Below are 24,237 nucleotides of genomic sequence, written 5' to 3'. Positions count from 1 at the left end.
AAAGTAACCAATGAAATTTATACTATTTATTTTTTGCTGCGGCCTTCTTTGCTTTTCGGCACAGGCACAAAAAAATGTACACAGCTTTGTATTAGGCGATTCTGTTTTTTTATTAGATGGAAAACCGTTTCAAATGATCTCAGGCGAAATGCACTACCCACGTGTACCTAAAGAAGCCTGGCGGCAGAGAATGAAAATGGCAAAGGCAATGGGACTGAATACTATCGGTACTTATGTATTCTGGAATTTGCATGAGCCTCAAAAAGACAAATTTGATTTTACAGGTAACAATGATATTGCCGCATTTGTAAAAACTGCACAAGAAGAAGGCTTGTGGGTAGTATTACGCCCCAGCCCCTACGTATGTGCCGAATGGGAATTTGGCGGGTATCCTTACTGGTTACAAAATGAAAAAGGCTTAACCGTTAGAAGTACAGAGGCGCAGTATTTGGCGGAGTACAAAAAGTATATTAAGGAACTGGGCAAACGTCTTGCCCCATTGCAGGTAAACCATGGGGGCAATATTATTATGGTACAGGTGGAAAACGAATATGGTTCTTATGGAAAAGATAAAATGTATTTAGACGTTAACCGCAAGATGTTTATTGAAGCAGGTTTCGACGGATTGTTGTACACCTGTGATCCTGTACGTGATGTAAAAGACGGGCACCTGGATGGATTGTTGCCTGCAGTAAACGGAACAGATAAGCCGGATGAAATAAAAAATTTAGTCAGAACCAATCATGATGGCAAAGGCCCTTTCTATGTGGCCGAATGGTATCCTGCCTGGTTTGACTGGTGGGGAGAAAAACACCATACGGTGCCTGCAGAAAAATATACACCGGGGTTAGAGCGTGTATTATCAGCCGGTATTTCTATTAATATGTACATGTTTCATGGCGGCACTACCCGTGATTTTATGAATGGTGCTAATTACAATGATAGAAATCCTTACGAACCACAGATCAGCAGTTATGATTATGATGCACCACTGGATGAAGCAGGGAATGCTACACCAAAGTTTATGGACTTTAGAAAAGTGATCCAGAAAAATTTACCTGCCGGTACCGTTTTGCCTGATGTGCCTGCAGCAAAGCCTGTAATAAAATTACCGGCAATAAATTTTACACAAGCCACCGGTTTGTTTGACGTTTTACCCAAAGCAAAATTAAATGCCACGCCTTTAACTTTTGAAGACCTTAACCAGGCGTATGGTTTTGTTTTGTACAGAACAGATATCACCGGTGCTACATCGGGCCTTTTAAAAATTAAAGACCTTCGAGACTATGGAATAATTTTTATCAATGGAAAAAGGGTAGCAGTGTTAGACAGAAGATTAAAGCAGGACAGCGTAATGATCACAGTGCCGGAAGGAAAAGTGACTTTAGAAATACTGGTGGAAAATCTTGGCCGTATTAATTTTGGCCCTTACTTATTAAAAAATAAAAAAGGCATAACAGAAAAAGTTTTGTTAGGCGATAAAGAATTAAACAACTGGCAAATGTATTCACTACCTTTTGATAATATAAATGCAATAGGTTTAAAGAATAAAAAACCGGCGGCTGATGCACCTGTTATTAAAACGGCCACTATTGAACTAAAAGAAATTGCGGATACTTATTTTGATATGCACAACTGGGGTAAAGGTGTGGTTTGGGTAAACGGGCATAATTTAGGAAGGTACTGGTATATCGGCCCGCAGCAAACCCTATATGTTCCTGCAGAATGGTTGAAGAAAGGACAAAATAAAATAGCGATACTGGAATTGTTGAAAACCGATCAAATAATATTGCAAAGTGTGGAGAAGCCTGTATTGGCAGAATTGTATCCGGCAATTGTAAAATAATCAATTTCAAATGGCATTGATTGCATAACAGAATATCAAAAAAATAACGTCATGTATTTTTATATTGGTTATAAAAAGCTGCAAAAAATAATATTGTTCTGTTGTAGTATGTTTTGCATTATCAACCTGTATGCACAAAACAATGCCACCACTAAGGATAGAAAATTATGGCTTGGCTATCTAGATAAAATTGCACGCCCTGTTTTAACCAATCTGGCGGCCAATACATTAAAAGAAAAAATGCCTGTAGTTTTATCTGAAAAGGTGGACAATAAAATTGCAAGAGGCAAGGCTGCCTATTTAGAAGCATTTGCAAGAACACTTTCGGGCATTGCACCCTGGCTGCAATCGGGTGAGGGTGATAACGAAGAAAAAAAATTACGTGATGAATATCGCCAGCTGGCAGTAAAAGCCTTGTCTAATGCAGTTAATCCCAATGCAAAAGATTATTTACAATGGTCAGGCGGACAACCATTGGTAGATGCATCTTTTCTTTCATTGGCATTAGTGCGTTGCCCGTGGCTCTGGGAAAATTGCGATACACTTACCAAACGAAATATACAGGACGCTTTTTTAACTACCCGTAATACAGTACCTGTGTATAGTAATTGGTTATTGTTTACGGCCATGATCGAAACTTTTTTCTGCAAATATGATCTCCCTTATGATAAAGTAAGAATTGATTTTGGCGTAAAGGAATTTGCTAATCACTGGTACACGGGTGATGGTTTATTTTCTGACGGAATGGAATTTCATTATGATTATTACAACAGTTATGTAATTCAGCCTTACCTGCAAACTATTGTTGCAACAGTAAATAAAAAAGATAGCAGCTACAAACTGTTTGCTCAAAAGCTGGATAAAATTTCTAAACGTTATGCAGTAATACAGGAAAGGTTGATCAATACAGATGGAAGTTTTCCAATTACAGGAAGATCGATCACTTATCGTGGCGGGGCTTTTCATCACCTGGCTAATATGGCTTTTACACACCAGTTGCCTGCAGAACTTGCACCGGAGCAAATTCGTTGTGCATTAACAGCGGTGCTGAAAAAAACATTGGATGCGCCACAAACATTTACTGATAAAGGCTGGTTAAATATTGGCTTGTATGGTTCGCAACCCGGGCTGGCAGAAAGTTATATCAATACCGGAAGTGTGTACCTCTGCTCCGAAATATTTTTGCCATTAGGCTTACCTGCTACAGATGATTTCTGGAGCAAACCTGATATGCCATGGACAGCTGTAAAAGTATGGAGCGGACAAAATTTCCCTGCTGATCATGCAGTGGAATAAATGAATTTCACATGAGGGTGACAACCCCGGATAAAAAAATAAAAATGAAAAGAAAAAAGATTGTAGTTTTTTGTTTGCTGATAATTATTGCAAATAATTTAATGGCCCAGCAAAATTTAATCACCAACATACAAGCCCGTAAAACCACCAGCTTAAACGGTATATGGAATTATATTGTTGATCAGTATGAAACCGGCTTTTACGATTACCGCTTTAAAGAACGTGCCCCCAATGATGGCGAAGCATACTGGAATAACCCGGTACAGGTAAACCGCTGGGACCGTAAGGAACATGGTTATAATGTAAAGTATTCGCTTAAAGTACCCGGCGACTGGAATTCGCAGGACCCTAAGTTTTTATATTACGAAGGCACATTATGGTATCAAAGAACATTTGATTATAAAAAACAAAATGCAGCCAATCACCTGTATATTTATTTTGGTGCAGTTAACTACAAAGCCGATGTGTATTTAAACGGTAAAAAACTCGGCGCACACAAAGGCGGTTTTACACCATTCAATTTTGAAATTGCAGATTCTATCTTAAAACCCACAGGAAATTTTTTAGTGGTAAAGGCCGATAACAAACGGTATGCCGATGAAGTACCTACATTGAATACGGATTGGTGGAATTACGGTGGCATTACCCGTGATGTAACACTGGTAGAGGTACCGCCTGTGTTTGTACAGGATTACACCATCCAGTTACAACCGGCAGCAGCAGGTAAAATCATCGATCCTAAAAATGCAGTGGTTGAAGGTACTCTTAAATTAAATACTGCTTCTTCACAAACAGTGGTGATTGAAATTCCGGAATTGAAAATAAAAAATGCCGTTACTGTCACAGGTAGTGAGGTGTCGTTTAAATTCCCGGTAAAAAATATACAGTTATGGTCGCCGAAAACGCCCAAGCTTTACGAAGTGTTGGTTTCTTCAGGCGAAGAAAAAATAAAAGATAAGATCGGGTTGAGGACAGTGAAAGTGGAAGGCAAAAAAATATTACTGAATGGCAAGCCCGTTTTTTTAAGAGGCATTTGTATTCATGAAGAAATTGCACAAGAAGTAAGAAGAGCGAATAGTTATGCTGATGCTGCAAAATTACTGGGCTGGGCAAAGGAATTGAATTGTAATATGGTAAGGCTGGCGCATTATCCGCATAATGAAAACATGACCAGGATGGCAGATTCATTAGGCATATTGGTATGGTCGGAGATTCCGGTGTACTGGACCATTCAATTTACTAATGAAGAAGTATTGGCGAAAGCGAAAAAACAATTGGCAGAAATGATCATGAGAGATAAGAACAGGGCAAGTATTATCATCTGGTCGGTAGGTAACGAAACACCTGTTAGTGATGCCAGGAATTTATTTATGCAAAATTTAATAAGAACGGCAAAACAAACAGACAGCACAAGAATAGTATCTGCAGCATTGGAAGTGCATTACAACAATGGAAAAAATATTATTGATGATGTATTGGGTAATGATGCCGACCTGGTTTCGGTAAATGAATACCTTGGTTGGTACAGCGGTTTACCGGGCAGTTGCCGTACCGCACAATGGGAAACAGTTTTTAATAAACCTTTATTTTTTAGTGAGACCGGCGCAGAAGCGCAAACCGGTTTCTTTGCAGATTCATTAACCCGTTTTAGCGAGGATTATCAAATGTGGTATTACCGGGAACAAATTGCCATGATGAAAAGGATGCCGGATAATTATATTGGTTTTTCTCCCTGGATATTATGCGATTTTAAATCACCTAAAAGAAATAATCCGATTAACCAGGAAGGCTGGAACAGGAAAGGTGTAATTGATAATGAAGGCAGGAAGAAAAAATCTTTTTATATCCTGAAAGCGTATTATGATGAGATGGAAAAGCTTTATGATAAATAAGCAGCGCTGCGGATAAATTACTGCGTAATTATTGATTGCCACTAATGACACGAATTTTCACGAATGGTTTTTATTAGTGTTAATTCCTGTCATTAGTGGCAAACTTCTTTTCCAGGATTGTTGCCCAGCTCTTCATGATTTTCCCAGTCCTTCATGATTTGTCCAGCCCTTCATGACTTGCCCTGCCCTTCAGGGCAGGGATAAAATTCTCACTCCCAAACGGGCTTTAGCCCAATGCCGGGGTTTTAAAATTTATTTGCACTTTATACACTGTAACTGTTATTTTTATGGGCCTAGAAAATTAAAAAAATAAATACCACAATGCTCTTGTTAAATAAAAATATAAAAGATACCCGCTTAAAAATATTTATGAGAATTGTTTTTTGTCTTGTAATATTTTTTATAGCCCAGCTAAAATCCGTTGCACAAAATAATGCAGTGTACATGTTTGCTTATTTCAATAACAATGGCAAGGATGGTTTGCATTTAGCGTACAGTAAAGATGGCTATACCTGGACTGCGTTAAACCATGATAGCTCAGTACTAAAACCAATGGTAGCCAATGATAAATTAATGAGAGATCCCTGCATCATCAAAGGCGAAGATGGATTATTTCATATGGTATGGACAGTGAGCTGGAATGATAAAGGCATTGGTTATGCCAATAGCAGCGATTTAATACATTGGAGCGAACAACAATTTATTCCGGTAATGAAAGGAGAGGACAGCGCAAGAAATTGCTGGGCACCCGAAATTACGTATGATAAAAAGAAAAAGTACTACATGATCTACTGGGCTACTACCATTGCCGGTAAATATAAAATGGATAGTGTTGTGGAAAGCGGCTACAATCACCGCCTGTATTATGTAACTACTAAAGATTTTAAAACTTTCAGCAAAACAAAATTATTATACGATAAAGGCTTTAATGTAATTGATGCCACCATTGTACCCGATGGAAAAAAATACATCATGTTCTTAAAAGACGAAACAAGGATACCGCCGCAGAAGAATATTAAAATGGCCACCAGTAAAAAATTAAATAAAAAATTCTCTTCACCATCTGCGCTTATCACCGGTAACTATTGGGCAGAAGGCCCCACAACAGTAAAGATCGGGAATACCTGGGTGGTATATTTTGATAAGTACAGGGATCATAAATATGGTGCGGTGCAATCAACAGACCTAAAGAACTGGACGGACGTGAGTGATAAAATTAGTTTGCCAAAAGGAATAAGGCATGGAAGTATTTTTGTGGTGAGTGAGGAAGAGTTGGAGAAATTTAATGAGTATTATAAATAGGGTTACAATTATTTATAAAATTTTTAAAATTCACCTCCTTCAACTTCTCTTCTAATAGCTTGAGATGTAACCCAGGCCATATGAACACAAGGTTTATAATCACTATTACAAGAAACTTTATCCCAGCCCAAAATAACTTTTTCTCCTGTCCAACGATAAGCCCAATCAAAATTGTCTAGATTAACACTCTTAGGTTGTCCAAACAACACTGTTAATCTTTTTCTTATCTTGATTCCGTCGGGGTCCAATAGATTAGTGTAATAAATATTTATGCTGTAAAGCTTTTGTTTATAAAAAAGTAAGCTAATTTCTTCATAAATACTTCCTAATAAAACAACAATATTTGGTCCTGTATATTTATACATTTTGCATCCTGTCTCTTTTGTTGTCATTATAAAAGTTAAATCTTTTTTATATACTTCATAGCTTGTTCCTAATTTAAATTTGTTAATACCATTTTTTTTATCAAGCTCATTTGTGCTTTGTGAATATGTAAAATTTACGATTATGATTGCTATGACTAGTGAAATTATTTTTTTCATAATTACTCCTTTAAGAATTAATGATTTTAATATTTTTAAATCGATAAGCATTTTCCGTATATTGAATTGCTTCCAGATAGTTAACGGAGTTTTTGTTATGTATAGCCAAATAGTAATTATTGGCACTTGTAAAATAAGTACGTGCCTCATTAGAGAATTGATTAGAACCTGTACTGCTAAATTTCTTGGTGTTTATGATGCCTAACAAATAAAGACATTCATGATAAAACTCATTTTTATAATCTTCATTAAGAGAAGATATTAGATCGTCAATAAAGTTTTGAGCTTCTTCTAACTTATCTTTTTCGATACATTCCTTTATTTTTTTAATAAATTTTCTGTTCATAGTTCGGTTTATTCAAATGTAGTGATTGTAAACTGAAAGGAGGGTTATTAAAATGTATTAATGAAAAATTTGTGAGAGTTAAACTTCTTGAATTGGGACTTTTGTTATATTTTAAACAATTAGGCTCATTAAACTATAATGAGCCTAATTGTAGCACTTTAAACTTATTTAGGTTGGTATTTAGAAAGATATGTAGTTAAGCACTAAAATAATATCCCCTCACTCAATCTCCTTCACCCTGCTAATCAAAAAACTAATCCCCAATCCCAAAAATGCAATCGTCATAAATGAATATTGTAAACCTGCTAACTGAGCAATATAGCCAATCAACGGAGGCCCCATTAAAAAACCGAGGAAGCCAATACTGCTTACCGTAGCAATGGCAATACCTTTAGAAACTTTTAAATCAGCTTTACCAACGGTACTGTATAATAATGGAACGATTGTACTTACACCAAAACCAACAATTAAAAAACCAATAGCTGCCGTAATTAAATAGGGTAGCAGTACGGCAAACATCATTCCGCTGAAAATTAATACGCCACTTACCTGCACCATTTTTTTTCTGCTGAATTTTTCAGCCAGTTTATCACCTACAAATCTTCCTGTTGCCATCATGATCATAAAACAGGCATAACCTAATGATACCATCGAACCTTCAGCCTTTACTACCTGTTTAAAATAAACACCACTCCAGTCGAACATACAACCTTCGCAACTCAAACAACAAAAACCAATGATACCCAATTGCAACAATAAACCATGCGGCATACTCATACGTTTAAAAGATGCTGCCGATTTACTGGTTGGGGTATGTAATAAATATTTTGAAAAGATAAAAGATAATATCATCACCATACCTGCAATGATCCAGAAATGCACATAAGGTGTTGCATGTAATTTCATCATCAGCAAACCGGTTAATGCTCCTGTAAAACCCGCTGTACTCCACACGCCATGAAAGGAAGACATAATAGGCCTGCCATACATGGCTTCTGCATTTACACCTTGTGTATTCACTGAAATATTACAGAGGTTACCACTAACACCAAACATAAATAAACACAAAGCCAACTGCCACGGTGCATTTACCAAACCAATATTGGTTAATGCAAAAGCGTAAAACAATATGGCAATACGCAATACATTTTTGCTGCCAAACCTGGTAACAGCCCGGCCGCTAAAAGGCATCGTAACAAATTGCCCGATGGGTAAACCTAGTAAAAGAGTTCCTAATGCAGCTTCATTTAAATGTAAGGCTGTTTTAATATCCGGTATGCGGCTGGCCCAGCTGGCAAAACACACGCCCTGGCAAAAAAAGAAAACTGATACCGCAATGCGGATCTGTAGTTTGGAATATGCCGGCGCTAAGGTGGTAGTTGCTGTCAAATTGTGTAATAATGACACAAAGATAAATTAAAATCAATGGTATCAAAATGTAGGTTTGACCAGACTTTTAAAAGTAGTATTTACAGGAGAGTATTTTGCTGAGGCAACCTTTGGTTTTAAACAGCCGTTTTCTAAAGAAATTATCCTTTATGAAAAAAATAGTTGTTTTATCCGGCCTCTGCCTGGTATTAGGGTGTAAAAAAAATGAAACGCCGGAACGTCCGGTACCGGTAATTGTGGTAAATACGCCTTCGGAAAATCAGCATTTTGTAAAAGGAGATACGATACGTGTTACAGGAAATATTACCTGCACAACAGAACTGATTGAAGTTGCTGTACACATGACCAACCTCACCACCAATTTTGAATTCTTTCACAATCATTTCAGTGGCGTAAATACTACTTCCTATAATTTCTCCAGTAAATATGGAATACCCGACCTGGTGAAAGCTTCTTATAAAGTAGAAGTGGAAGGAAATGATAAAGACGGCAATTCAACCACAAAAGAAATAATTGTTACAGTAAACTAATATTAAAAAGGCGCTCTTGTTCAGGTAAAAGAAAAGGGTTTGTGCTTTATAAAAAGCAACAAACCCTTTTTATAAATTGAAAATTATATTGCAGGAAAATTCACCACAAAATCTTTCATATCCCTTCTCACTTTAGGTGCCTTGGCTAAAAAATCATTGGCTTCGTCACGGTAACCTAAAACCAGTAACGCTACGCTTTTAAGTCCCAGTGCTTTTAAACCTAAAATTTCATCAAAGGCTGCCGGATCAAAGCCTTCCATTGGCGTGGCATCAACTGCTTCGTTAGCAGCAGCAATTAATGCAGTGCCTAATGCAATGTATGATTGCCTTGCAGCCCAGTTAAAATTCTCTGCTTCTGACCTTGGTAAAATAGTATTAACCAATCTTTCTTTAAAAGGTGCCAGGCTTTCTGCAGCTACATTTTTCACTGTAGCCTGCAGGTTAATAAAATCATCAATATCCTGTGCGGTTATTTTTTCGTAGGCCGCAAAAACAAGCAGGTGCGATGCTTCAGTTATCTGTGGTTGATTATATGCAGCAGGCTGTAATTGTTTTTTTACCGCTTCGTCTTCCACAACTATAATTTTATACGGTTGTAAACCGGCAGAAGAAGCAGATAACCGTGCCGCTTCTAAGATGGCATCCACTTTTTGTTGCGGTACTTTTTTACCGGTCATTCTTTTTACGGCATAGCGCCAGTTTAAGTTTTCTAGTAATTCCATTTTTATGTTTTTATATGTTTTATATGATTATGCTAATGATGTCTTGATATTGCTGTTGATGTTAACCAATGCCGGTTTGTTTTTCTTGTAAAGGAAAACATTGGATACGATCAGCACTGCAAGAAAAATGATGGGCATGCTTACATAATTGGCAGGGTCGCCGCTTACAAAATGTGCAATGGTTGCCGAGATAAACGTAATACCAAAACCAGCATAAGCCCACTCTTTAATTTTCACCGGTATTTGAGGTATGATCAAAACCAATGCGCCTGAAATTTTGGCTATGGCAAGTTCAATTCTGAAATAATCCGGGAAGCCCAGGTGTTTAAAGGCAGCTGCCATTTCAGGTTTAGTAATATAACTGTAAGCGCTAAACAGCATCATAAAAGAAAAAATGCCTGTTGCTACCCAGTAAATTATTGTGTTCTTTTTCATGGTTGTAAATTTTGTGTTTGATTTATTTTTTTTTGACACTGCAAACTTATGTACATTTGCTATACTTTATATAGTACTATACTTTAGTAAAGCGCTATACTCCAGTATAGTGTTTAAACATTGAATTTATGATTACAGAAAAAACCACCCCCGCCAAAGACCATAAACAATGCATGGGCATGTTGCTGCCGGTAAGGGATGCATTAGATTTTTTAAGTGGTAAGTGGAAATTACCCATCATTATTTCTTTATCGTTCGGCAACAAACGTTTTAAAGAACTGGCGGCAGATGTACAGGGCATTACCGATAAGATGCTCTCCAAAGAATTGCGTGACCTGGAACAAAACCAGCTGGTAAAACGCACGGTGTATGATAGCGTACCGGTAAGGGTGGAATACTCTTTAACAGATTATGGCAGTTCGTTGGATAAAGTGATTGTGGAACTAAGGGCATGGGGCGTGCAGCACAGGAGGAGGATCATGAAGAAGCAAGGGGTGTAGCAGCGCTATGGCTGAACTCTAAATTAATGTGCAATGTTCAACGCACAATGTTCAATACTCAATTAAAATACAGCTGCGTTTTGTGTTGCATATCCGGGAAGAATGAACCTGTATTTTATATTGAAAATTGAGCATTGAACATTGATTATTGCTTTTTAGCATAATGCTATTGCTCATCAATTCATTATCACCATTACCGCCGGTCAGGATACAACAGGATACCACCCTTGCCTTTATAATGTACTTTACAAGCTTAACATTGATTGCTATGATATATAAAAGGCTTTTACCAGGGTTACTGGTTGTTTTTCTATTGGTTGCCGGTGCAGCTAAAGCACAAACACCCAAAATGGATTGGGTGAGTAAGGTTGGTTCCAGATCTTTTCCTGTTTCAAAAAAAATATTCAGTGTAAATGACTATGGTGCGGTAAGCGATACCACTACAGTAAACACCAGGGCTATTCAAAAAGCAATTGATGATTGTGCTGCCAAAGGTGGCGGTGTGGTAACATTTAAACCCGGCACTTATATAAGTGGCAGCATCTTTGTAAAAAGTAATGTGGTATTACAGGTTGATAAAGGCGTTTTAATTTTAGGCTCTCAGAATTTTGATGACTATCCCGATATTAATACAAGAGTAGCCGGATTGGAAATGGTTTGGCCGGCAGCATTGATTAATTTAATTGATGTAAAAAATGCCGCCATTGCAGGCAAAGGCATTGTAAATGCAAGAGGTAAATTTTGTTGGGATAAATACTGGAGGATGCGGAAAGAGTATGATGCAAAAGGGCTGCGATGGATAGTTGATTACGATGTGAAAAGAGTCAGAACCGTACTCGTGCAAAATGCAGAAAATGTAACCGTAAAAGAACTGACTTTTAAAAACGCCGGTTTCTGGACGGTGCAATTATTATACAGCAAACAGGTAACTGTTGATGGTATTGTTATAAAAAATAATGAAGATGGTAGCGGGCCAAGTACCGATGGGGTTGACATTGATTCCTCTACATGGGTATTAATACAGAATTGTGATATTGATTGTAACGATGATAATTTTTGTTTAAAAGCCGGAAGAGACTGGGATGGTTTGCGTGTGAACAGGCCTACTGCTTATGTGGTGATACGCAAATGTGTGGCAAGAAGAGGTGCCGGGCTGGTAACATTGGGTAGCGAAACTTCAGGAGGCATCAATCATATTTTAGCAACCGACCTGTATGCCAAACACACCGATAATGGCCTGCGTGTAAAATCTGCTTTTACAAGAGGCGGTGTAGTGGAAGATATTTATTTTCAAAACTCTGTATTGGATTCTGTAAGAAATGTTTTTCAATTTAATTTAAACTGGTACCCGGCATACAGTTATTCGGAATTACCAAAAGGTTATTCATACGATTCTATTCCTGCACACTGGAAATCGATGTTGCAGAAAGTAACGCCGCCGGAAAAAGGTATTCCTGTGGCAAAAAATTTCTATATCAGTAATATCACTGCCACACATGCAAAACTTGTATTTGAAGCCGTAGGTTATCCGCAATCCACCCTAAAGAATTTTGTATTCAGCAACAGCACTGTTTCTGCAGAAGTATTAGGTACGATGGAATATATTGAAGGCTGGAAGTATAATAATTTTAACCTGAGTATTGATAAGGCAGCGCCACCTGCAAAAGTTAGCGGCCAGGCTAATGAAGAAAGATTGAAATGATTTATTGAATACACTATTTTTTTTTAATTCGTGCAATACTTTTTCAAATAAGGAATATCTTTAGTGCAACCATAACAATAATTCATATTATAAACATTAACGAGGCTAACTATCAACAACATGGCATTACCAGTTCAACCTGCTCCGCTTGCATCAACTAACGCAAATGCAAAAACAAATTATCTTTTTCCTTTTATATTAGTTACCAGCCTTTTCTTTTTCTGGGGCTTTTTACATAACCTTGATCCGATTCTTATTCCACATTTAAGAAGAGCTTTCAGTCTTACTACATTACAAGCTTCTCTTGTTGACTCCGCTGTATTTATTGCTTACTTCCTAATGGCCATACCTGCAGGCATGATCATAAAAAAACACGGCTATAAAACAGGTATATTGATCGGCCTGGGTTTATTTGCAACAGGGTGTTTTTTATTTGTTCCTGCGGCCAATACAATGTTATATGCTTTTTTTCTTGCCGCATTATTCATTGTAGCTTGTGGTTTAACTATTTTAGAAACTGCTGCTAATCCTTATGCAACAATATTAGGCGACCCTGCCACTTCTACACAACGTTTAAATTTTGCACAGTCCTTTAACGGATTGGCTGCATTCCTTGCACCCATTGTTGGTTACTATCTTATTCTTTCCAAAGATCCGCTTAAAGACGATGCATTGGCAGCTATGACAGAGAGTGCAAGAACTGCTTACCTGTTAAGTGAAACCTCATCTGTAAAACTGCCTTATATTATTTTGGGTTGTGTAATATTAATAATTGCAGCAGTTTTCTTATTTACAAAATTGCCGGATATAAGGGATAAGGATGAGCAGGAAGGACAAAAAGGTTTTTTACATGCGTTCAAACATAAACATCTTACCTGGGCAGTTGTTGCACAATTCTTTTATGTAGGTGCGCAGGTTTGTATTACGAGCCTGTTAGTGTTATATGCTACAAAGGCTGTTGGTATTACAGATAAACAGGCTTCTTATTATTCTGGTGCGGCTGGTCTGGCTTTTATGTTAGGAAGATTTGTAGGAACGGCTTTAATGCAAATTGTTGCACCGCCTAAATTGATGGCGATATATGCGGTGATCTGTGTGGTGTTAATGAGTGTAACAATTTTTGGTAGTGGCATAATAACAATATATGCAATTATTGGGGTGGCATTTTTTATGTCAATCATGTTTCCAACTATTTTTGCATTAGGAATCAAAGATCTGGGAGTAGATACGAAACCAGGATCGAGCCTGATCATTATGTCAATTGTGGGAGGAGCTGTTTTTCCTCCATTAATGGGATATATTGCAGACGTTACTAAGCATTTTCAATATGGGTATATAGTTCCGTTGATTTGCTTTGCAGTAGTGGGATGGTTTGGGTTTAGTGGCTATAAAGTAAAAAATGTAACAGCATAAAATTATTGTAGCATGAACAGATATTGCCTCGCACTTGACCTTGTTGACGACCCTGTTTTAATTGCCGAATACGAACACTGGCATAAAACTGAAAATGCCTGGCCCGAAATAAAGAAAAGTATTTTTGATGCCGGTATTGCACAAATGGAAATTTACCGCACCGGCAACAGACTGTTCATGATAATGGATACCTACGATTCTTTTAATTTTGAAACCAAAGCAGCAATGGATGCTGCCAACCCAAAAGTGCAGGAATGGGAACAGCTGATGTGGAAATATCAACTGGCTTTACCCTGGGCAAAAGAAGGAGAAAAATGGGTGTTGATGGAAGAAATTTTTAATTTAGTGTGAGTCGTGAGTCGTGAGTCGTCAGTTGTGAGTAAAGAACCTTCGGTCAAAAGTTTTAGTCATACCTGAAGGCTAACCTCACACAAATCATAAATCCAAAATCATAAATCAGAAATCGGCATTATGTTTTCGTTAAAAAATAAAACCGCAGTAGTTACAGGAGGAGGAAGTGGTATTGGTAAAGCGATAGCCACCGTATTTGCAAAACAAGGTGCTGTAGTGCATATCATTGAATTGAATGAAGAAAGTGCCACGCAGGCTGCAAAAGAAATTGAAACTTTAGGAGGAAAAGCTATTGCACATAGCTGTGATGTAAGTAATCAGCAAAAAGTAAATGCTGTTTTTACAGCCATAGGTTCCATAAACATTTTAGTGAATTGTGCAGGTATTGCTAACGTGGGCAAAGCAGCTACTACCAGCGAAGAAGATTTTACCAAAGTATTTAACGTAAATGTAAAGGGCACTTATAATTGCCTGCACGAAATAATTCCCATCTTTAAAAATAACAATGGCGGTGTGATTTTAAATGTGGCTTCTATTGCCGCATGGGTGGGCATACCTGATCGCTTTGCATATAGCATGAGTAAGGGCGCTGTATTTGCAATGACGTTAAGTGTGGCGAAAGATTATTTACAGGAGAATATCCGCTGCAATTCTATTTCACCTGCAAGAGTGCATACGCCATTTGTGGATGGATTTATTGCAAAAAATTATCCCGGAAAAGAAACAGAGATGTTTGAAAAATTATCCAAAAGTCAGCCTATTGGCAGAATGGGCACTGTGGAAGAAATTGCTGCATTAGCTTTATACTTATGCAGTGATGAAGCCGGCTTTGTAACGGGCAATGATTATCCTATTGACGGTGGATTTATTAAGTTGAATAATTAACCGTTAGGGTGGGTCACTCCTTAAAGAGTGGCTCACCCGGTAAAATAAAAAGCAGTTACAAAACAAGCTGAGTCATTTTGTTGAGGCGTACCTGCACTACAAAATACTAAATGATTGACAACTGGGTGGGTCACTCCTTAAAGAGTGGCTCACCCGGTAAAATAAAAAGCAGTTACAAAACAAACTGAGTCATTTTGTTGAGGCGTACCTGCACTACAAAATACTAAATGATTGACAACTGGGTGGGTCACTCCTTAAAGAGTGGCTCACCCGGTAAAATAAAAAGCAGTTACAAAACAAGCAGAGTCATTTTGTTGAGGCGTACCTGCACTACAAAATACTAAATGATTGACAACTGGGTGGGTTACTCCTTAAAGAGTGACTCACCCGGCAAAGTATAAAGCGGTTACACAACAGAGGATGTATCAGCACTACAAATAGTAAATGATCATGAACTGGGTGAGCCACCCTTGAAGGGGTGACTCACCCGTAAAAAATAAAAAAAATGAAATTAATCAGGTTTGGAGAAATGGGAAAAGAAAAACCCGGGGTACATATTGATGGAGTGAATTATGATGTGAGTGGTTTTATTAAAGATTACGATGAAAGTTTTTTTGCCAATGGCGGATTGCCGCACTTAGCATGGATGCTGCATCAACATAAAGACATGCTGCGCAAAGTGCCGGATGGAGAAAGATTGGGCAGCCCGGTAGCAAGGCCTTCAAAAATTGTTTGTATTGGATTAAACTATGCCAAACATGCTAAAGAAACCAATGCGCCGATACCTAAAGAACCGATCATCTTTTTTAAATCCACCACTTCTTTAAACGGTCCGGATGATACGATCACCATTCCAAAGAATTCCGTAAAAACAGATTGGGAAGTGGAGCTGGCTTTTGTAATAGAAAAAAAGGCCAGTTATGTAGAAGAGCATGAAGCGATGGATTATGTGGCAGGTTATGCTTTACATAATGATGTGAGCGAAAGAGAATTTCAACTGGAACGTGGCGGCACCTGGGATAAAGGAAAAGGTTGCGATACATTTGCCCCTATTGGCCCCTGGCTGGTAACCAAAGATGAAATTACCGATCCGCATAATTTACGTTTGTGGTTGAAGGTGAACGATACAATAATGCAGGATAGTAATACCGATGACCTTATTTTTAATATTCCTTTTTTAGTTTCTTATATCAGCCGGTTCATGACTTTATTACCAGGCGATATAATTTCAACCGGTACGCCTGCTGGTGTTGGTTTGGGTTTTAATCCGCCTGTGTATTTAAAAGCTGGCGATGTGGTGGAACTGGGTATTGATGGTTTAGGAACAAGTAAACAAACTTGTGTGGCATATGCTAAGAATTGATAGTCATCAGCACTTCTGGCAATATGAACCAGTGAAGCATGATTGGATTGATGATGCTATGGCAGTGATACGAAAAGATTTTTTACCTGCACACCTGGCACCTGTTCTGCAAAAAAATAATTTTGATGGTTGCATTGCTGTGCAGGCAGATCAGACAGAAGCAGAAACTGATTTTCTGCTGCGCTTGCAAAAAGAAAATAATTTTATTAAAGGCGTTGTAGGATGGGTAGACCTGCGTGCAGAAAATATTAAAGAACGTTTAGCTTACTACAAACAGTTTGCAGGCATAAAAGGTTTTCGCCATGTGCTGCAGGGCGAAGCACCGGAGTTTATGTTGCAGCAAAATTTTATACGGGGTATTGCAGCATTAAAAGAATTTGATTTTACTTACGACATACTCATCTTTCCCAAACATTTGCCTGCGGCGATAACATTGGTACAACAATTTCCAGAACAAAAATTTGTGATCGATCATATTGCCAAACCATATATTAAATCAGGTTTGATCGGTGAATGGAAACAAGCCATGAGAAAAATGGCAGAATACCCCAATGTGTATTGTAAAATAAGTGGTATGGTTACCGAAGCCAATTACCTGCATTGGAAAAAAGAACAATTTACACCTTACCTTGATGTGGTGGTGGAAGCTTTCGGTACAAAACGAATTATGTATGGCAGCGACTGGCCGGTTTGTTTGGTAGCAGCATCCTATAAAAAAATGTTGAATATTGTAGAGGAATATTTTGCTTCTTTTACTGTAAATGAACAGGAAGATTTCTTTGGTAATAACGCTGCTGCATTTTACATGGTCTGACGCCCTTGTCTGACCATGTAAAATGCAGTAACAAAAAATAAAAAATGAAAACACTTATTTGCACTACACCGCACCAGTTTGATTATGCAGATACCACAGCGCCTGTTGCAGGTGCAGGCGAAACATTGCTTAAAATAAAACGTATTGGTATTTGCGGTACCGACCTGCATGCTTTTGAAGGTACACAACCGTTCTTCAGTTACCCGAGAATATTGGGGCATGAGTTAGCAGCCGAAATTGCAACGACCGATGCTGAAGGTTTTACTGTGGGAGAAGCGGTCACTTTCATTCCTTATTTTTATTGCGGCGAATGTATTGCCTGCAGGATGGGAAAACCTAATTGCTGCGCCAGTATAAAAGTTTGCGGTGTACATATTGATGGTGGCATGAGGGAATATTTAACCGTGCCATCCTATGCTTTAGTACATGGCGAAGGACTGAGTTTTGATGAACTGGCATTGGTGGAGCCATTGGCTATTGGCGCACATGGCGTACGAAGGGCAGGAGTAGCAGCAGGAGAATTTGTATTGGTGATTGGTGCAGGGCCAATTGGTTTAGGAACCATGGAGTTTGCAGGAATTGCAGGAGGCAAAGTAATTGCCATGGATATTAATGATAACCGGCTTTCTTTTTGCAAAGAAAAATTAAAAGTCGGTTTCACCATCAATCCTGCATCAGAAGATGCTTTGGAAAAATTAAAATTGATCACTAATGGTGATATGCCTACCGTGGTGATTGATGCAACAGGAAGTTTAAAAGCCATCAACAATGCGTTTCAATATTTAGGCCATGGTGGAAGGTATGTATTGATCGGTTTACAAAAAGGCGATATCAGTTTTAATCATCCTGAATTTCATAAAAGAGAAAGTACATTAATGAGCAGCCGTAATGCCACCCGTGCCGATTTTGAACACGTGGTAGCATCTATGAAAAACGGGTTGGTAAATCCTGCTACTTATATTACACACCGGGTACAATTTGAAGAAGTAAAAAATAATTTTGAAAGCTGGCTTCATCCGGCAACCGGCGTTATAAAAGCAATGGTGGAAATATAATTTAAAAAGCCTCAGTCATTGAGGCTTTTGTTTGTCGTAAGGTCATTGTATTTTCAATAATGTAAATTATCTTTCAGTATTACTGAAAGATTGTTAACTGCCATTATGAACCGACGTCATTTTCTACACACTTCCGGCTTATCATTAGCCGCCATACTCATCAGTGATCCTTTACTTGCATTGCGTGGTGAACCACAAGCACCACTGATCAATTTCCCTGATGCAGTAATTGCAATTGTAAATGGGGCAACAGTTACGCTTACCGGAAAAGGAAAACAACAATGGACTTATCACAACCTTGTAGTTAGTTTAAAAAGCACGGGCAATAGTATTGCAATTAGTATTGAAGCACCTGGTGTACAATTAAGTGCTGTTACATTACAATGGAAAACCCCGGTTACACCTTCTTCTAAAATTTTAAACGATCATTGGGAAAGAACTTATGGCGATGCATCCTGGCATTCGCCAATGGCCACAGAAATATTGCCATGGTATTTTTTAGAACATAATGAAAAAAATACCAACGGCTTTGGTGTAAAAACAGGTACAGCATCTTTTTGTTCCTGGCAAATTACCAATGATACTTTAAACCTGGTATTAGATACCCGTTCAGGCGGCAACGGTGTACAATTAGGCAACAGGAAATTACTGGCTGCAGAAATTGTTACACTTAAAAATAATGCAGGTGAAACGGCTTTTCAAATGGCAAGGCGTTTTATGAAACTGCTTTGTGCAAAAGTAAGAATGCCTGAACAACCGGTATATGGTATTAACGACTGGTATTTCACCTATGGCAATAATTCTGAAAAATTAATTATTGAACATACAGAATTGATGGCACCATTAGCAGATGGCTTAAGCAACCGGCCCTTTTCAGTAATTGATTCAGGTTGGTTCAAGGGGCCGCCATCCAATCCTGATGATTGTTGCTGGGGTGATAATATGAACACACCGGATGATCATTTCCCCGACATGGGAAAACTGGCGCAAAAAATAAAAACAATTGGCATGCGGGCAGGCCTGTGGACGAGGCCTTTGTGTGGTAGTTACAAAGATGCCAAATCATTGATGTTGCCGTTGATAAAAGGAAGAGAAGAAAATAATCCTGTATTAGACCCTTCTATTCCTGAAAACCTGGAAAGAGTAAAAAATGATTTTAAGTTATACCATGAATGGGGATATGAATTAGTGAAATTCGATTATACTTCATTTGATCTTTTTGGCCGGTGGGGTTTTGAAATGTTGAAAAATGGCGCTATTACTACCGGCAACTGGAGTATGAATGATACTTCTAAAACCAATGCAGAAATTGTATTGCAATTGTATAAAACAATTCGTGAAGCAGCCGGTAAGATGTACATTATAGGCTGCAATACATTCAGTCATTTGTCTGCAGGGTTATTTGAATTAAATCGGGTAGGAGATGATACATCGGGTAATGAATGGGCAAGAACAAAAAAAATGGGCGTGAATACCCTGGCATTCCGGGGCATTCAACAAGGTATATTTTATGCCGCTGATGGCGATTGTGTAGGCCTGACTACAAAAGTGCCCTGGGAAAAGAATAAACAGTGGATGGAATTAGTGGCGAAGAGCGGTACACCATTATTTATTTCTGCACAACCGGATGCAACCGGTGCAATTCAAAAAGAAGTTATTAAAAATTGTTTCAAACTGGCATCGCAAACTTTACCCGTGGGTGAACCATTAGACTGGTTGGAAAATGCATTTCCAAATAAATGGAAGCTGAATGGAAAAACAGAAACCTTTGATTGGGGTTAATAAAAATGGAATGATTACAGCACAATTAAAAAACCAGTAATCGGGGTATTGTAAAAAGAGATAAGCAAACAAAAAACAATTAACGATTCTCAATTACATTACCTTCTTTCATATCAATAGCAGATTTCAACATTCTCAATACACTTTTTTCTGCAAGAATTTTTGCTTCTTCAATATCGTACCAGTTGCCTTCTTTGGTTTTATACAACCTGCAGGTGAGTGGATCATGTTCTTCTTTCTTTGTAAAAGTGTATTCCTGTAAAACAGCAATTACATTGCCCAATGCATTAGTAAGCTCGTACGGCTTTACAGTATAATAGAACTGGCTATTATCTTCCAGGGTAATTTGCTGGCTGAAAACATGTTTTAGGGCTTCTCTCATTGTACAATAATAAATTAATCTTTATATTATTTAAAATGAACTTATTCACATGTACACACAACTGCATTTGAGGCAGCACTGGCCGTTTTAACCATGCAGCCTGTACTGCTCTGGCCGCTGTGGAGCCATGTTTTGAGCTTTGGTGAGTTTTACAACAACAAGCGGTGTATAGTATAATTTTGCATTGTATATTGCTGTAAATTAAATGCCGGTACAAGGGTGCTGTTAAAAAAAAGTTGGCTTTACGGCATACTATAATTCAATCAACATGCAGCAAAATTCAAGAAGAGACTTTATTAAAAAGACTGCTTTAGCAGGTATTGCTTCAACTGGTTTTACTGCTATGCAGGCTCTCGCTGATGCAAATCTTGAAAAAGCAGCTAAAAAAGATCAGCTGAATTTTTTATTCCAGGGAGATTCCATCACTGATGGCAACCGTGGCAGAAATAAAGACCCTAATCATATCCTTGGCCACGGTTATGCATTCAGCATTGCAAGCAGGACAGGAGCAAGTTTTCCGGAGCAGGCGAATCAATTTTACAACAGGGGTATCAGCGGCAATAAAATTACCGATCTGCAACAACGCTGGCAAACTGATACGCTCGATCTTAAACCAGATGTGCTCAGCATTCTTATTGGTGTTAATGATACCGACTCTGTAGTAAAGCAACAGAATATTGTTACGGTAGAAAAATATGAAGAAGTGTATCGTTCATTGCTGGATCAAACCCGTACACAACTGCCCGGTTGTATATTGGTGCTCTGCGAACCTTTTATAATGCCTGTAGGAAGGGTAAAGGATAACTGGACAGCCTGGAATGAGGATATGCAAAAAAGACAAATAGTAGTTGCCCGGCTTGCAAAAGAATACAAAACTGTTTTTGTGCCACTGCAAAAAATATTTAATGCTGCTGTTAGCCGTGCTGCAGCCGATTACTGGATATGGGACGGTATTCATCCCACTTACTCCGGCCACGAGCTGATAACAAGAGAATGGATACGGCAGGTGGGTGCAGCATTACATTTTTTAAGGAAGCTACATTTTTAAAAAGGTTGGCAACCTTAAAAAGCAACAGTTATTTACTGTCCTGCCCCCAGTAAATGGTATTTTAAATAGGCTTAGTTTTGTTCAGCGTTTGCGAACCTTATAATTACGATTGTGTTATCTCATCTTTAAATATAAACCTGCTATTTCAGATCACATTACATGTTCTATATGAAAAATAATTTCGCCATTTCGATATGCTTCCTGTCTTTTTTTATTGTTGCTTCAGTTGATTGTACGGGAGAAAAATCAAGTACATCAACAACAAAAAAAACGCCTGTTATAAAAGATAAGCGCTATGATATTTCAGCTTATGGTGCTGTTGCCGGTGGCAATACCCTTAATACAAAAGCCATACAGGCAGTAATTGATGAGTGTGCTAAAAAAGGTGGTACTGTTGTAATTCCTAAAGGAGAATTTTTAAGCGGCTCTATTTTTTTGAAACCCGGGGTTAACCTGGAAATTCAGGAAGGAGGAGTGCTGAAAGGCTCTACTGATATCAATGACTATCCCAAATTGATGACCCGTATTGAAGGCCATTTTGAAGAATGGCCGGCTGCACTTTTAAATGGTGATAAAGTTGATCATCTTCGTATAACCGGTACAGGTACATTGGATGGAAGCGGCCAGCCTTTCTGGAAAGAATTTTACGATAAACGTGATATTGATAAAAAAACAACCAACCTGGGTGTTCCTCGTCCACGGCTTACTCTGCTGCAAAATTCAACGGATGTAAAAATAAGTGGCATTAATTATAAAAACTCCGGTTTCTGGAACCTGCATTTGTACAAGTGCCAGGATCTTACGGTAGAGAATTGCCGCTTTACTGCATTGAGTGGCACCAAACCAAACAATGCGCCCAGCTCCGATGGTATTGATGTGGATTGTTGCCAGGATATTACTATCAGTAAATGTTTCTTTTCCGTTGGAGATGATTGTATTGCATTGAAGGGAACAAAAGGCCCTTTCGCCATGCAGGATAAAGATAGTCCGCCGGTAGAACGCATTCATATTCTCGATTGCGTTTTTGAAGCTGGTGGCGGTATTGTTACCTGCGGCAGCGAAGCCACTATTGTACGTGATGTGAATGTAGAACGTTGCATTACACGTAAGCCTACTGTGCTGCGTTTAAAACTAAGGCCGGATACACCTCAGCAATATGAAAACATCAGTTTAAAAGATATTACTATGGAAAATGGCGGTGTAATATTTAATATTGCTCCATGGTCGCAGTACTTTGATCTTAAGGGGCAATTACCTCCTAAATCTGTAGTGCGAAATATAACGATCACCAATGTAAAAGGAACAGGTAATAGTTCGCTTGGAAAAATTCAGGGTAACCCTGATACAGAGTTTGGAGAAATTATTTTAAAGAACGTTGATGTACAACTTAAAAGTGCCACATTGGAATTAAGTGAAATGAAAGGATTGAAATTTGAGAATGTAATCGTTAATGGAGTACCAATGGCCACACCGGCGGCAACACCGGTGCCGGTAAAAATGTAATGGTGCAAACATAAAATGTATCTTGATATAGCTGGAAATTATACGTACACTATCCAATAAATAATTACAATGAAAAAATTTTTTGTTTTAGCGCTTATATTTTTTGCAGGATTGTCTTGTAAAAAAAAGAGTGATAATAATGGCGGTGGCACTAATCCGCCAACACCTTTACCTTCCGGGTTTGTAAAAGGAGCTGATATCAGTTGGGTTACACAAATGGAAGCAGCCGGTGTTAAGTTTTATAATGCAACGGGCACACAACAGGAATGCTTTGCTTTAATGAAATCTCTTGGGATGAATACCGTTCGCCTGCGTGTGTGGGTAAACCCATCTCCGGCATATAATAACGCAGCAGATGTGGTAGCAAAAGCTGTACGTGCAAAAAATGCAGGGCTGCGTATCATGATCGATTTTCATTACAGCGATTCCTGGGCTGATCCCGGTAAACAAACCAAACCAACGGCATGGGCAACACAGGATTTAGCTACTCTTAAAACTTCCGTAGCCAGTCACACTGTTGATGTGCTTACACAATTAAAGAACAATGGTGTAACACCCGAATGGGTACAGGTGGGTAACGAAACTAATGATGGCATGTTGTGGCCGGAAGGAAAAGCATCCGTAAGCATGAGCAATTTTACACAATTGGTTAATGCAGGATATGATGCAGTAAAATCTGTTTTTGCAACCGCAAAAGTAATTGTACATATTTCAAACGGGTATGATAATAGTTTATTCAGGTGGATGTTTGACGGGTTAAAAGCCAATGGCGCAAAGTATGATGTTATCGGCATGTCTTTATATCCAACTGCATCTAACTGGGCATCATATAATACACAATGCCTTACCAATATGAATGATATGGTAACCCGTTATGGTAAGGAAGTAATGGTGGTGGAAGTGGGCATGAGCTGGGACAATGCATCGGTTTGTAATTCTTTTTTAACAGATATCATAGCTAAAACAGCATCTGTGTCCGGCAATATGGGATTAGGTGTTTTATATTGGGAACCGGAAGCTTATAATAACTGGCAGGGATATACGCTTGGCGCTTTTGATAACTCAGGAAAGCCGACTGCTGCTATGGACGCATTTAAATAAAGAAAGCTGAATAAATCTGATTGATAATAGAAATAATC

General features: G+C 38.3%; 23 protein-coding genes. 17 read left to right on the top strand and 6 right to left on the bottom strand.

The window, feature by feature from the left end; genetic code table 11:
* The first annotated feature begins 10 nt into the window (after window positions 1-10).
* The 4 genes from ACQ334_RS15495 (at window position 11) to ACQ334_RS15480 (ending at window position 6,336) form a co-directional block, all read left to right on the top strand.
* Window positions 11-1,846 carry a glycoside hydrolase family 35 protein gene (locus ACQ334_RS15495; RefSeq protein WP_430989151.1) on the top strand — a complete coding sequence of 612 codons (1,836 nt, stop codon included), beginning with the start codon at window positions 11-13 and terminating at the stop codon, window positions 1,844-1,846.
* Between the two features lie 51 nt (window positions 1,847-1,897).
* Window positions 1,898-3,142, top strand: coding sequence for a DUF2264 domain-containing protein (locus ACQ334_RS15490; RefSeq protein ID WP_430989150.1), 1,245 nt, complete (start codon window positions 1,898-1,900; stop codon window positions 3,140-3,142).
* Window positions 3,143-3,186: 44 nt separating this feature from the next.
* The gene (locus ACQ334_RS15485; RefSeq protein ID WP_430989149.1) at window positions 3,187-5,034 is read left to right on the top strand and encodes a glycoside hydrolase family 2 protein; all 1,848 of its coding nucleotides are present in this window, start codon (window positions 3,187-3,189) and stop codon (window positions 5,032-5,034) included.
* A gap of 369 nt (window positions 5,035-5,403) precedes the next feature.
* On the top strand, window positions 5,404-6,336 hold the full coding sequence (locus ACQ334_RS15480) for a glycoside hydrolase family 43 protein (RefSeq protein ID WP_430989148.1): 933 nt from the start codon (window positions 5,404-5,406) through the stop codon (window positions 6,334-6,336).
* Window positions 6,337-6,359: 23 nt separating this feature from the next.
* Here the strand turns inward: ACQ334_RS15480 and ACQ334_RS15475 are convergent, their stop codons facing one another.
* The 3 genes from ACQ334_RS15475 to ACQ334_RS15465 form a co-directional block, all read right to left on the bottom strand.
* Window positions 6,360-6,878 (bottom strand): hypothetical protein, encoded by a 519-nt coding sequence (locus tag ACQ334_RS15475; RefSeq protein ID WP_430989147.1) that lies wholly within the window; start codon window positions 6,876-6,878, stop codon window positions 6,360-6,362.
* A 10-nt stretch (window positions 6,879-6,888) separates the two neighbouring features.
* Window positions 6,889-7,224, bottom strand: coding sequence for a hypothetical protein (locus ACQ334_RS15470; RefSeq protein ID WP_430989146.1), 336 nt, complete (start codon window positions 7,222-7,224; stop codon window positions 6,889-6,891).
* Between the two features lie 219 nt (window positions 7,225-7,443).
* Complete coding sequence (locus ACQ334_RS15465; protein WP_430989145.1) at window positions 7,444-8,631, bottom strand: MFS transporter; 1,188 nt, start codon at window positions 8,629-8,631, stop codon at window positions 7,444-7,446.
* A 131-nt stretch (window positions 8,632-8,762) separates the two neighbouring features.
* Here ACQ334_RS15465 and ACQ334_RS15460 point away from each other — a divergent pair, with 131 nt between their 5' ends.
* Window positions 8,763-9,143 carry a DUF4625 domain-containing protein gene (locus ACQ334_RS15460; RefSeq protein WP_430989144.1) on the top strand — a complete coding sequence of 127 codons (381 nt, stop codon included), beginning with the start codon at window positions 8,763-8,765 and terminating at the stop codon, window positions 9,141-9,143.
* Window positions 9,144-9,226: 83 nt separating this feature from the next.
* Here ACQ334_RS15460 and ACQ334_RS15455 read toward each other — a convergent pair whose 3' ends face one another.
* Both ACQ334_RS15455 and ACQ334_RS15450 read right to left on the bottom strand, forming a co-directional pair.
* Window positions 9,227-9,865: an NAD(P)H-dependent oxidoreductase gene (locus ACQ334_RS15455; RefSeq protein ID WP_430989143.1), complete on the bottom strand. Its 639-nt coding sequence runs from the start codon at window positions 9,863-9,865 to the stop codon at window positions 9,227-9,229.
* A 27-nt stretch (window positions 9,866-9,892) separates the two neighbouring features.
* Window positions 9,893-10,300, bottom strand: a complete 408-nt coding sequence (locus tag ACQ334_RS15450) for a DoxX family protein (protein WP_430989142.1) — start codon at window positions 10,298-10,300, stop codon at window positions 9,893-9,895.
* 128 nt (window positions 10,301-10,428) lie between these two features.
* Between ACQ334_RS15450 and ACQ334_RS15445 the strand changes: the two genes are divergently transcribed.
* From ACQ334_RS15445 to ACQ334_RS15405, 9 genes are all read left to right on the top strand, one after another.
* Window positions 10,429-10,800: a winged helix-turn-helix transcriptional regulator gene (locus ACQ334_RS15445; RefSeq protein WP_430989141.1), complete on the top strand. Its 372-nt coding sequence runs from the start codon at window positions 10,429-10,431 to the stop codon at window positions 10,798-10,800.
* A 268-nt stretch (window positions 10,801-11,068) separates the two neighbouring features.
* Entirely contained in the window at window positions 11,069-12,502 is a 1,434-nt protein-coding gene (locus ACQ334_RS15440; protein WP_430989140.1) for a glycoside hydrolase family 28 protein, read from the top strand.
* A 120-nt stretch (window positions 12,503-12,622) separates the two neighbouring features.
* On the top strand, window positions 12,623-13,915 hold the full coding sequence (fucP, locus tag ACQ334_RS15435; protein WP_430989139.1) for an L-fucose:H+ symporter permease: 1,293 nt from the start codon (window positions 12,623-12,625) through the stop codon (window positions 13,913-13,915).
* Window positions 13,916-13,927: 12 nt separating this feature from the next.
* Complete coding sequence (locus ACQ334_RS15430; protein ID WP_430989138.1) at window positions 13,928-14,266, top strand: L-rhamnose mutarotase; 339 nt, start codon at window positions 13,928-13,930, stop codon at window positions 14,264-14,266.
* A 120-nt stretch (window positions 14,267-14,386) separates the two neighbouring features.
* Window positions 14,387-15,151, top strand: coding sequence for an SDR family NAD(P)-dependent oxidoreductase (locus tag ACQ334_RS15425; protein ID WP_430989137.1), 765 nt, complete (start codon window positions 14,387-14,389; stop codon window positions 15,149-15,151).
* 505 nt (window positions 15,152-15,656) lie between these two features.
* Complete coding sequence (locus ACQ334_RS15420; protein ID WP_430989136.1) at window positions 15,657-16,514, top strand: fumarylacetoacetate hydrolase family protein; 858 nt, start codon at window positions 15,657-15,659, stop codon at window positions 16,512-16,514.
* A complete protein-coding gene (locus tag ACQ334_RS15415; protein ID WP_430989135.1) occupies window positions 16,501-17,328 on the top strand; it encodes an amidohydrolase family protein in 828 nt (275 codons plus the stop codon). The genes ACQ334_RS15420 and ACQ334_RS15415 overlap by 14 nt, the downstream gene beginning before the upstream one ends.
* A 44-nt stretch (window positions 17,329-17,372) precedes the next feature.
* Window positions 17,373-18,383, top strand: a complete 1,011-nt coding sequence (locus ACQ334_RS15410) for a zinc-binding alcohol dehydrogenase family protein (protein WP_430989134.1) — start codon at window positions 17,373-17,375, stop codon at window positions 18,381-18,383.
* Window positions 18,384-18,488: 105 nt separating this feature from the next.
* Window positions 18,489-20,165: a hypothetical protein gene (locus ACQ334_RS15405; RefSeq protein ID WP_430989133.1), complete on the top strand. Its 1,677-nt coding sequence runs from the start codon at window positions 18,489-18,491 to the stop codon at window positions 20,163-20,165.
* Window positions 20,166-20,244: 79 nt separating this feature from the next.
* Here ACQ334_RS15405 and ACQ334_RS15400 read toward each other — a convergent pair whose 3' ends face one another.
* On the bottom strand, window positions 20,245-20,547 hold the full coding sequence (locus ACQ334_RS15400; protein WP_430989132.1) for a hypothetical protein: 303 nt from the start codon (window positions 20,545-20,547) through the stop codon (window positions 20,245-20,247).
* 268 nt (window positions 20,548-20,815) lie between these two features.
* Here ACQ334_RS15400 and ACQ334_RS15395 point away from each other — a divergent pair, with 268 nt between their 5' ends.
* From ACQ334_RS15395 to ACQ334_RS15385, 3 genes are all read left to right on the top strand, one after another.
* Window positions 20,816-21,595, top strand: coding sequence for an SGNH/GDSL hydrolase family protein (locus ACQ334_RS15395; protein ID WP_430989131.1), 780 nt, complete (start codon window positions 20,816-20,818; stop codon window positions 21,593-21,595).
* A gap of 168 nt (window positions 21,596-21,763) precedes the next feature.
* Window positions 21,764-23,098 carry a glycoside hydrolase family 28 protein gene (locus tag ACQ334_RS15390; RefSeq protein WP_430989130.1) on the top strand — a complete coding sequence of 445 codons (1,335 nt, stop codon included), beginning with the start codon at window positions 21,764-21,766 and terminating at the stop codon, window positions 23,096-23,098.
* 69 nt (window positions 23,099-23,167) lie between these two features.
* Window positions 23,168-24,199 (top strand): glycoside hydrolase family 53 protein, encoded by a 1,032-nt coding sequence (locus ACQ334_RS15385; RefSeq protein WP_430989129.1) that lies wholly within the window; start codon window positions 23,168-23,170, stop codon window positions 24,197-24,199.
* The last annotated feature ends 38 nt before the right edge of the window (window positions 24,200-24,237 follow it).

Source organism: Ferruginibacter sp. SUN106 (assembly GCF_050611765.1).
Taxonomy (GTDB): domain Bacteria; phylum Bacteroidota; class Bacteroidia; order Chitinophagales; family Chitinophagaceae; genus Ferruginibacter.
The sequence above is the reverse complement of the archived record's forward strand: the minus strand, read 5'-3'. Positions and strand labels throughout refer to the sequence as shown.

Bases quoted from the DNA above. Each gene is read 5' to 3' on its own strand.
- ACQ334_RS15495 (WP_430989151.1), top strand. From the start codon at position 11: ATGAAATTTATACTATTTATTTTTTGCTGCGGCCTTCTTTGCTTTTCG.
- ACQ334_RS15490 (WP_430989150.1), top strand. From the start codon at position 1,898: ATGTATTTTTATATTGGTTATAAAAAGCTGCAAAAAATAATATTGTTC.
- ACQ334_RS15485 (WP_430989149.1), top strand. From the start codon at position 3,187: ATGAAAAGAAAAAAGATTGTAGTTTTTTGTTTGCTGATAATTATTGCA.
- ACQ334_RS15480 (WP_430989148.1), top strand. From the start codon at position 5,404: ATGAGAATTGTTTTTTGTCTTGTAATATTTTTTATAGCCCAGCTAAAA.
- ACQ334_RS15475 (WP_430989147.1), bottom strand. From the start codon at position 6,878: ATGAAAAAAATAATTTCACTAGTCATAGCAATCATAATCGTAAATTTT.
- ACQ334_RS15470 (WP_430989146.1), bottom strand. From the start codon at position 7,224: ATGAACAGAAAATTTATTAAAAAAATAAAGGAATGTATCGAAAAAGAT.
- ACQ334_RS15460 (WP_430989144.1), top strand. From the start codon at position 8,763: ATGAAAAAAATAGTTGTTTTATCCGGCCTCTGCCTGGTATTAGGGTGT.
- ACQ334_RS15455 (WP_430989143.1), bottom strand. From the start codon at position 9,865: ATGGAATTACTAGAAAACTTAAACTGGCGCTATGCCGTAAAAAGAATG.
- ACQ334_RS15450 (WP_430989142.1), bottom strand. From the start codon at position 10,300: ATGAAAAAGAACACAATAATTTACTGGGTAGCAACAGGCATTTTTTCT.
- ACQ334_RS15445 (WP_430989141.1), top strand. From the start codon at position 10,429: ATGATTACAGAAAAAACCACCCCCGCCAAAGACCATAAACAATGCATG.
- ACQ334_RS15440 (WP_430989140.1), top strand. From the start codon at position 11,069: ATGATATATAAAAGGCTTTTACCAGGGTTACTGGTTGTTTTTCTATTG.
- fucP (WP_430989139.1), top strand. From the start codon at position 12,623: ATGGCATTACCAGTTCAACCTGCTCCGCTTGCATCAACTAACGCAAAT.
- ACQ334_RS15430 (WP_430989138.1), top strand. From the start codon at position 13,928: ATGAACAGATATTGCCTCGCACTTGACCTTGTTGACGACCCTGTTTTA.
- ACQ334_RS15425 (WP_430989137.1), top strand. From the start codon at position 14,387: ATGTTTTCGTTAAAAAATAAAACCGCAGTAGTTACAGGAGGAGGAAGT.
- ACQ334_RS15420 (WP_430989136.1), top strand. From the start codon at position 15,657: ATGAAATTAATCAGGTTTGGAGAAATGGGAAAAGAAAAACCCGGGGTA.
- ACQ334_RS15415 (WP_430989135.1), top strand. From the start codon at position 16,501: ATGCTAAGAATTGATAGTCATCAGCACTTCTGGCAATATGAACCAGTG.
- ACQ334_RS15410 (WP_430989134.1), top strand. From the start codon at position 17,373: ATGAAAACACTTATTTGCACTACACCGCACCAGTTTGATTATGCAGAT.
- ACQ334_RS15405 (WP_430989133.1), top strand. From the start codon at position 18,489: ATGAACCGACGTCATTTTCTACACACTTCCGGCTTATCATTAGCCGCC.
- ACQ334_RS15400 (WP_430989132.1), bottom strand. From the start codon at position 20,547: ATGAGAGAAGCCCTAAAACATGTTTTCAGCCAGCAAATTACCCTGGAA.
- ACQ334_RS15395 (WP_430989131.1), top strand. From the start codon at position 20,816: ATGCAGCAAAATTCAAGAAGAGACTTTATTAAAAAGACTGCTTTAGCA.
- ACQ334_RS15390 (WP_430989130.1), top strand. From the start codon at position 21,764: ATGAAAAATAATTTCGCCATTTCGATATGCTTCCTGTCTTTTTTTATT.
- ACQ334_RS15385 (WP_430989129.1), top strand. From the start codon at position 23,168: ATGAAAAAATTTTTTGTTTTAGCGCTTATATTTTTTGCAGGATTGTCT.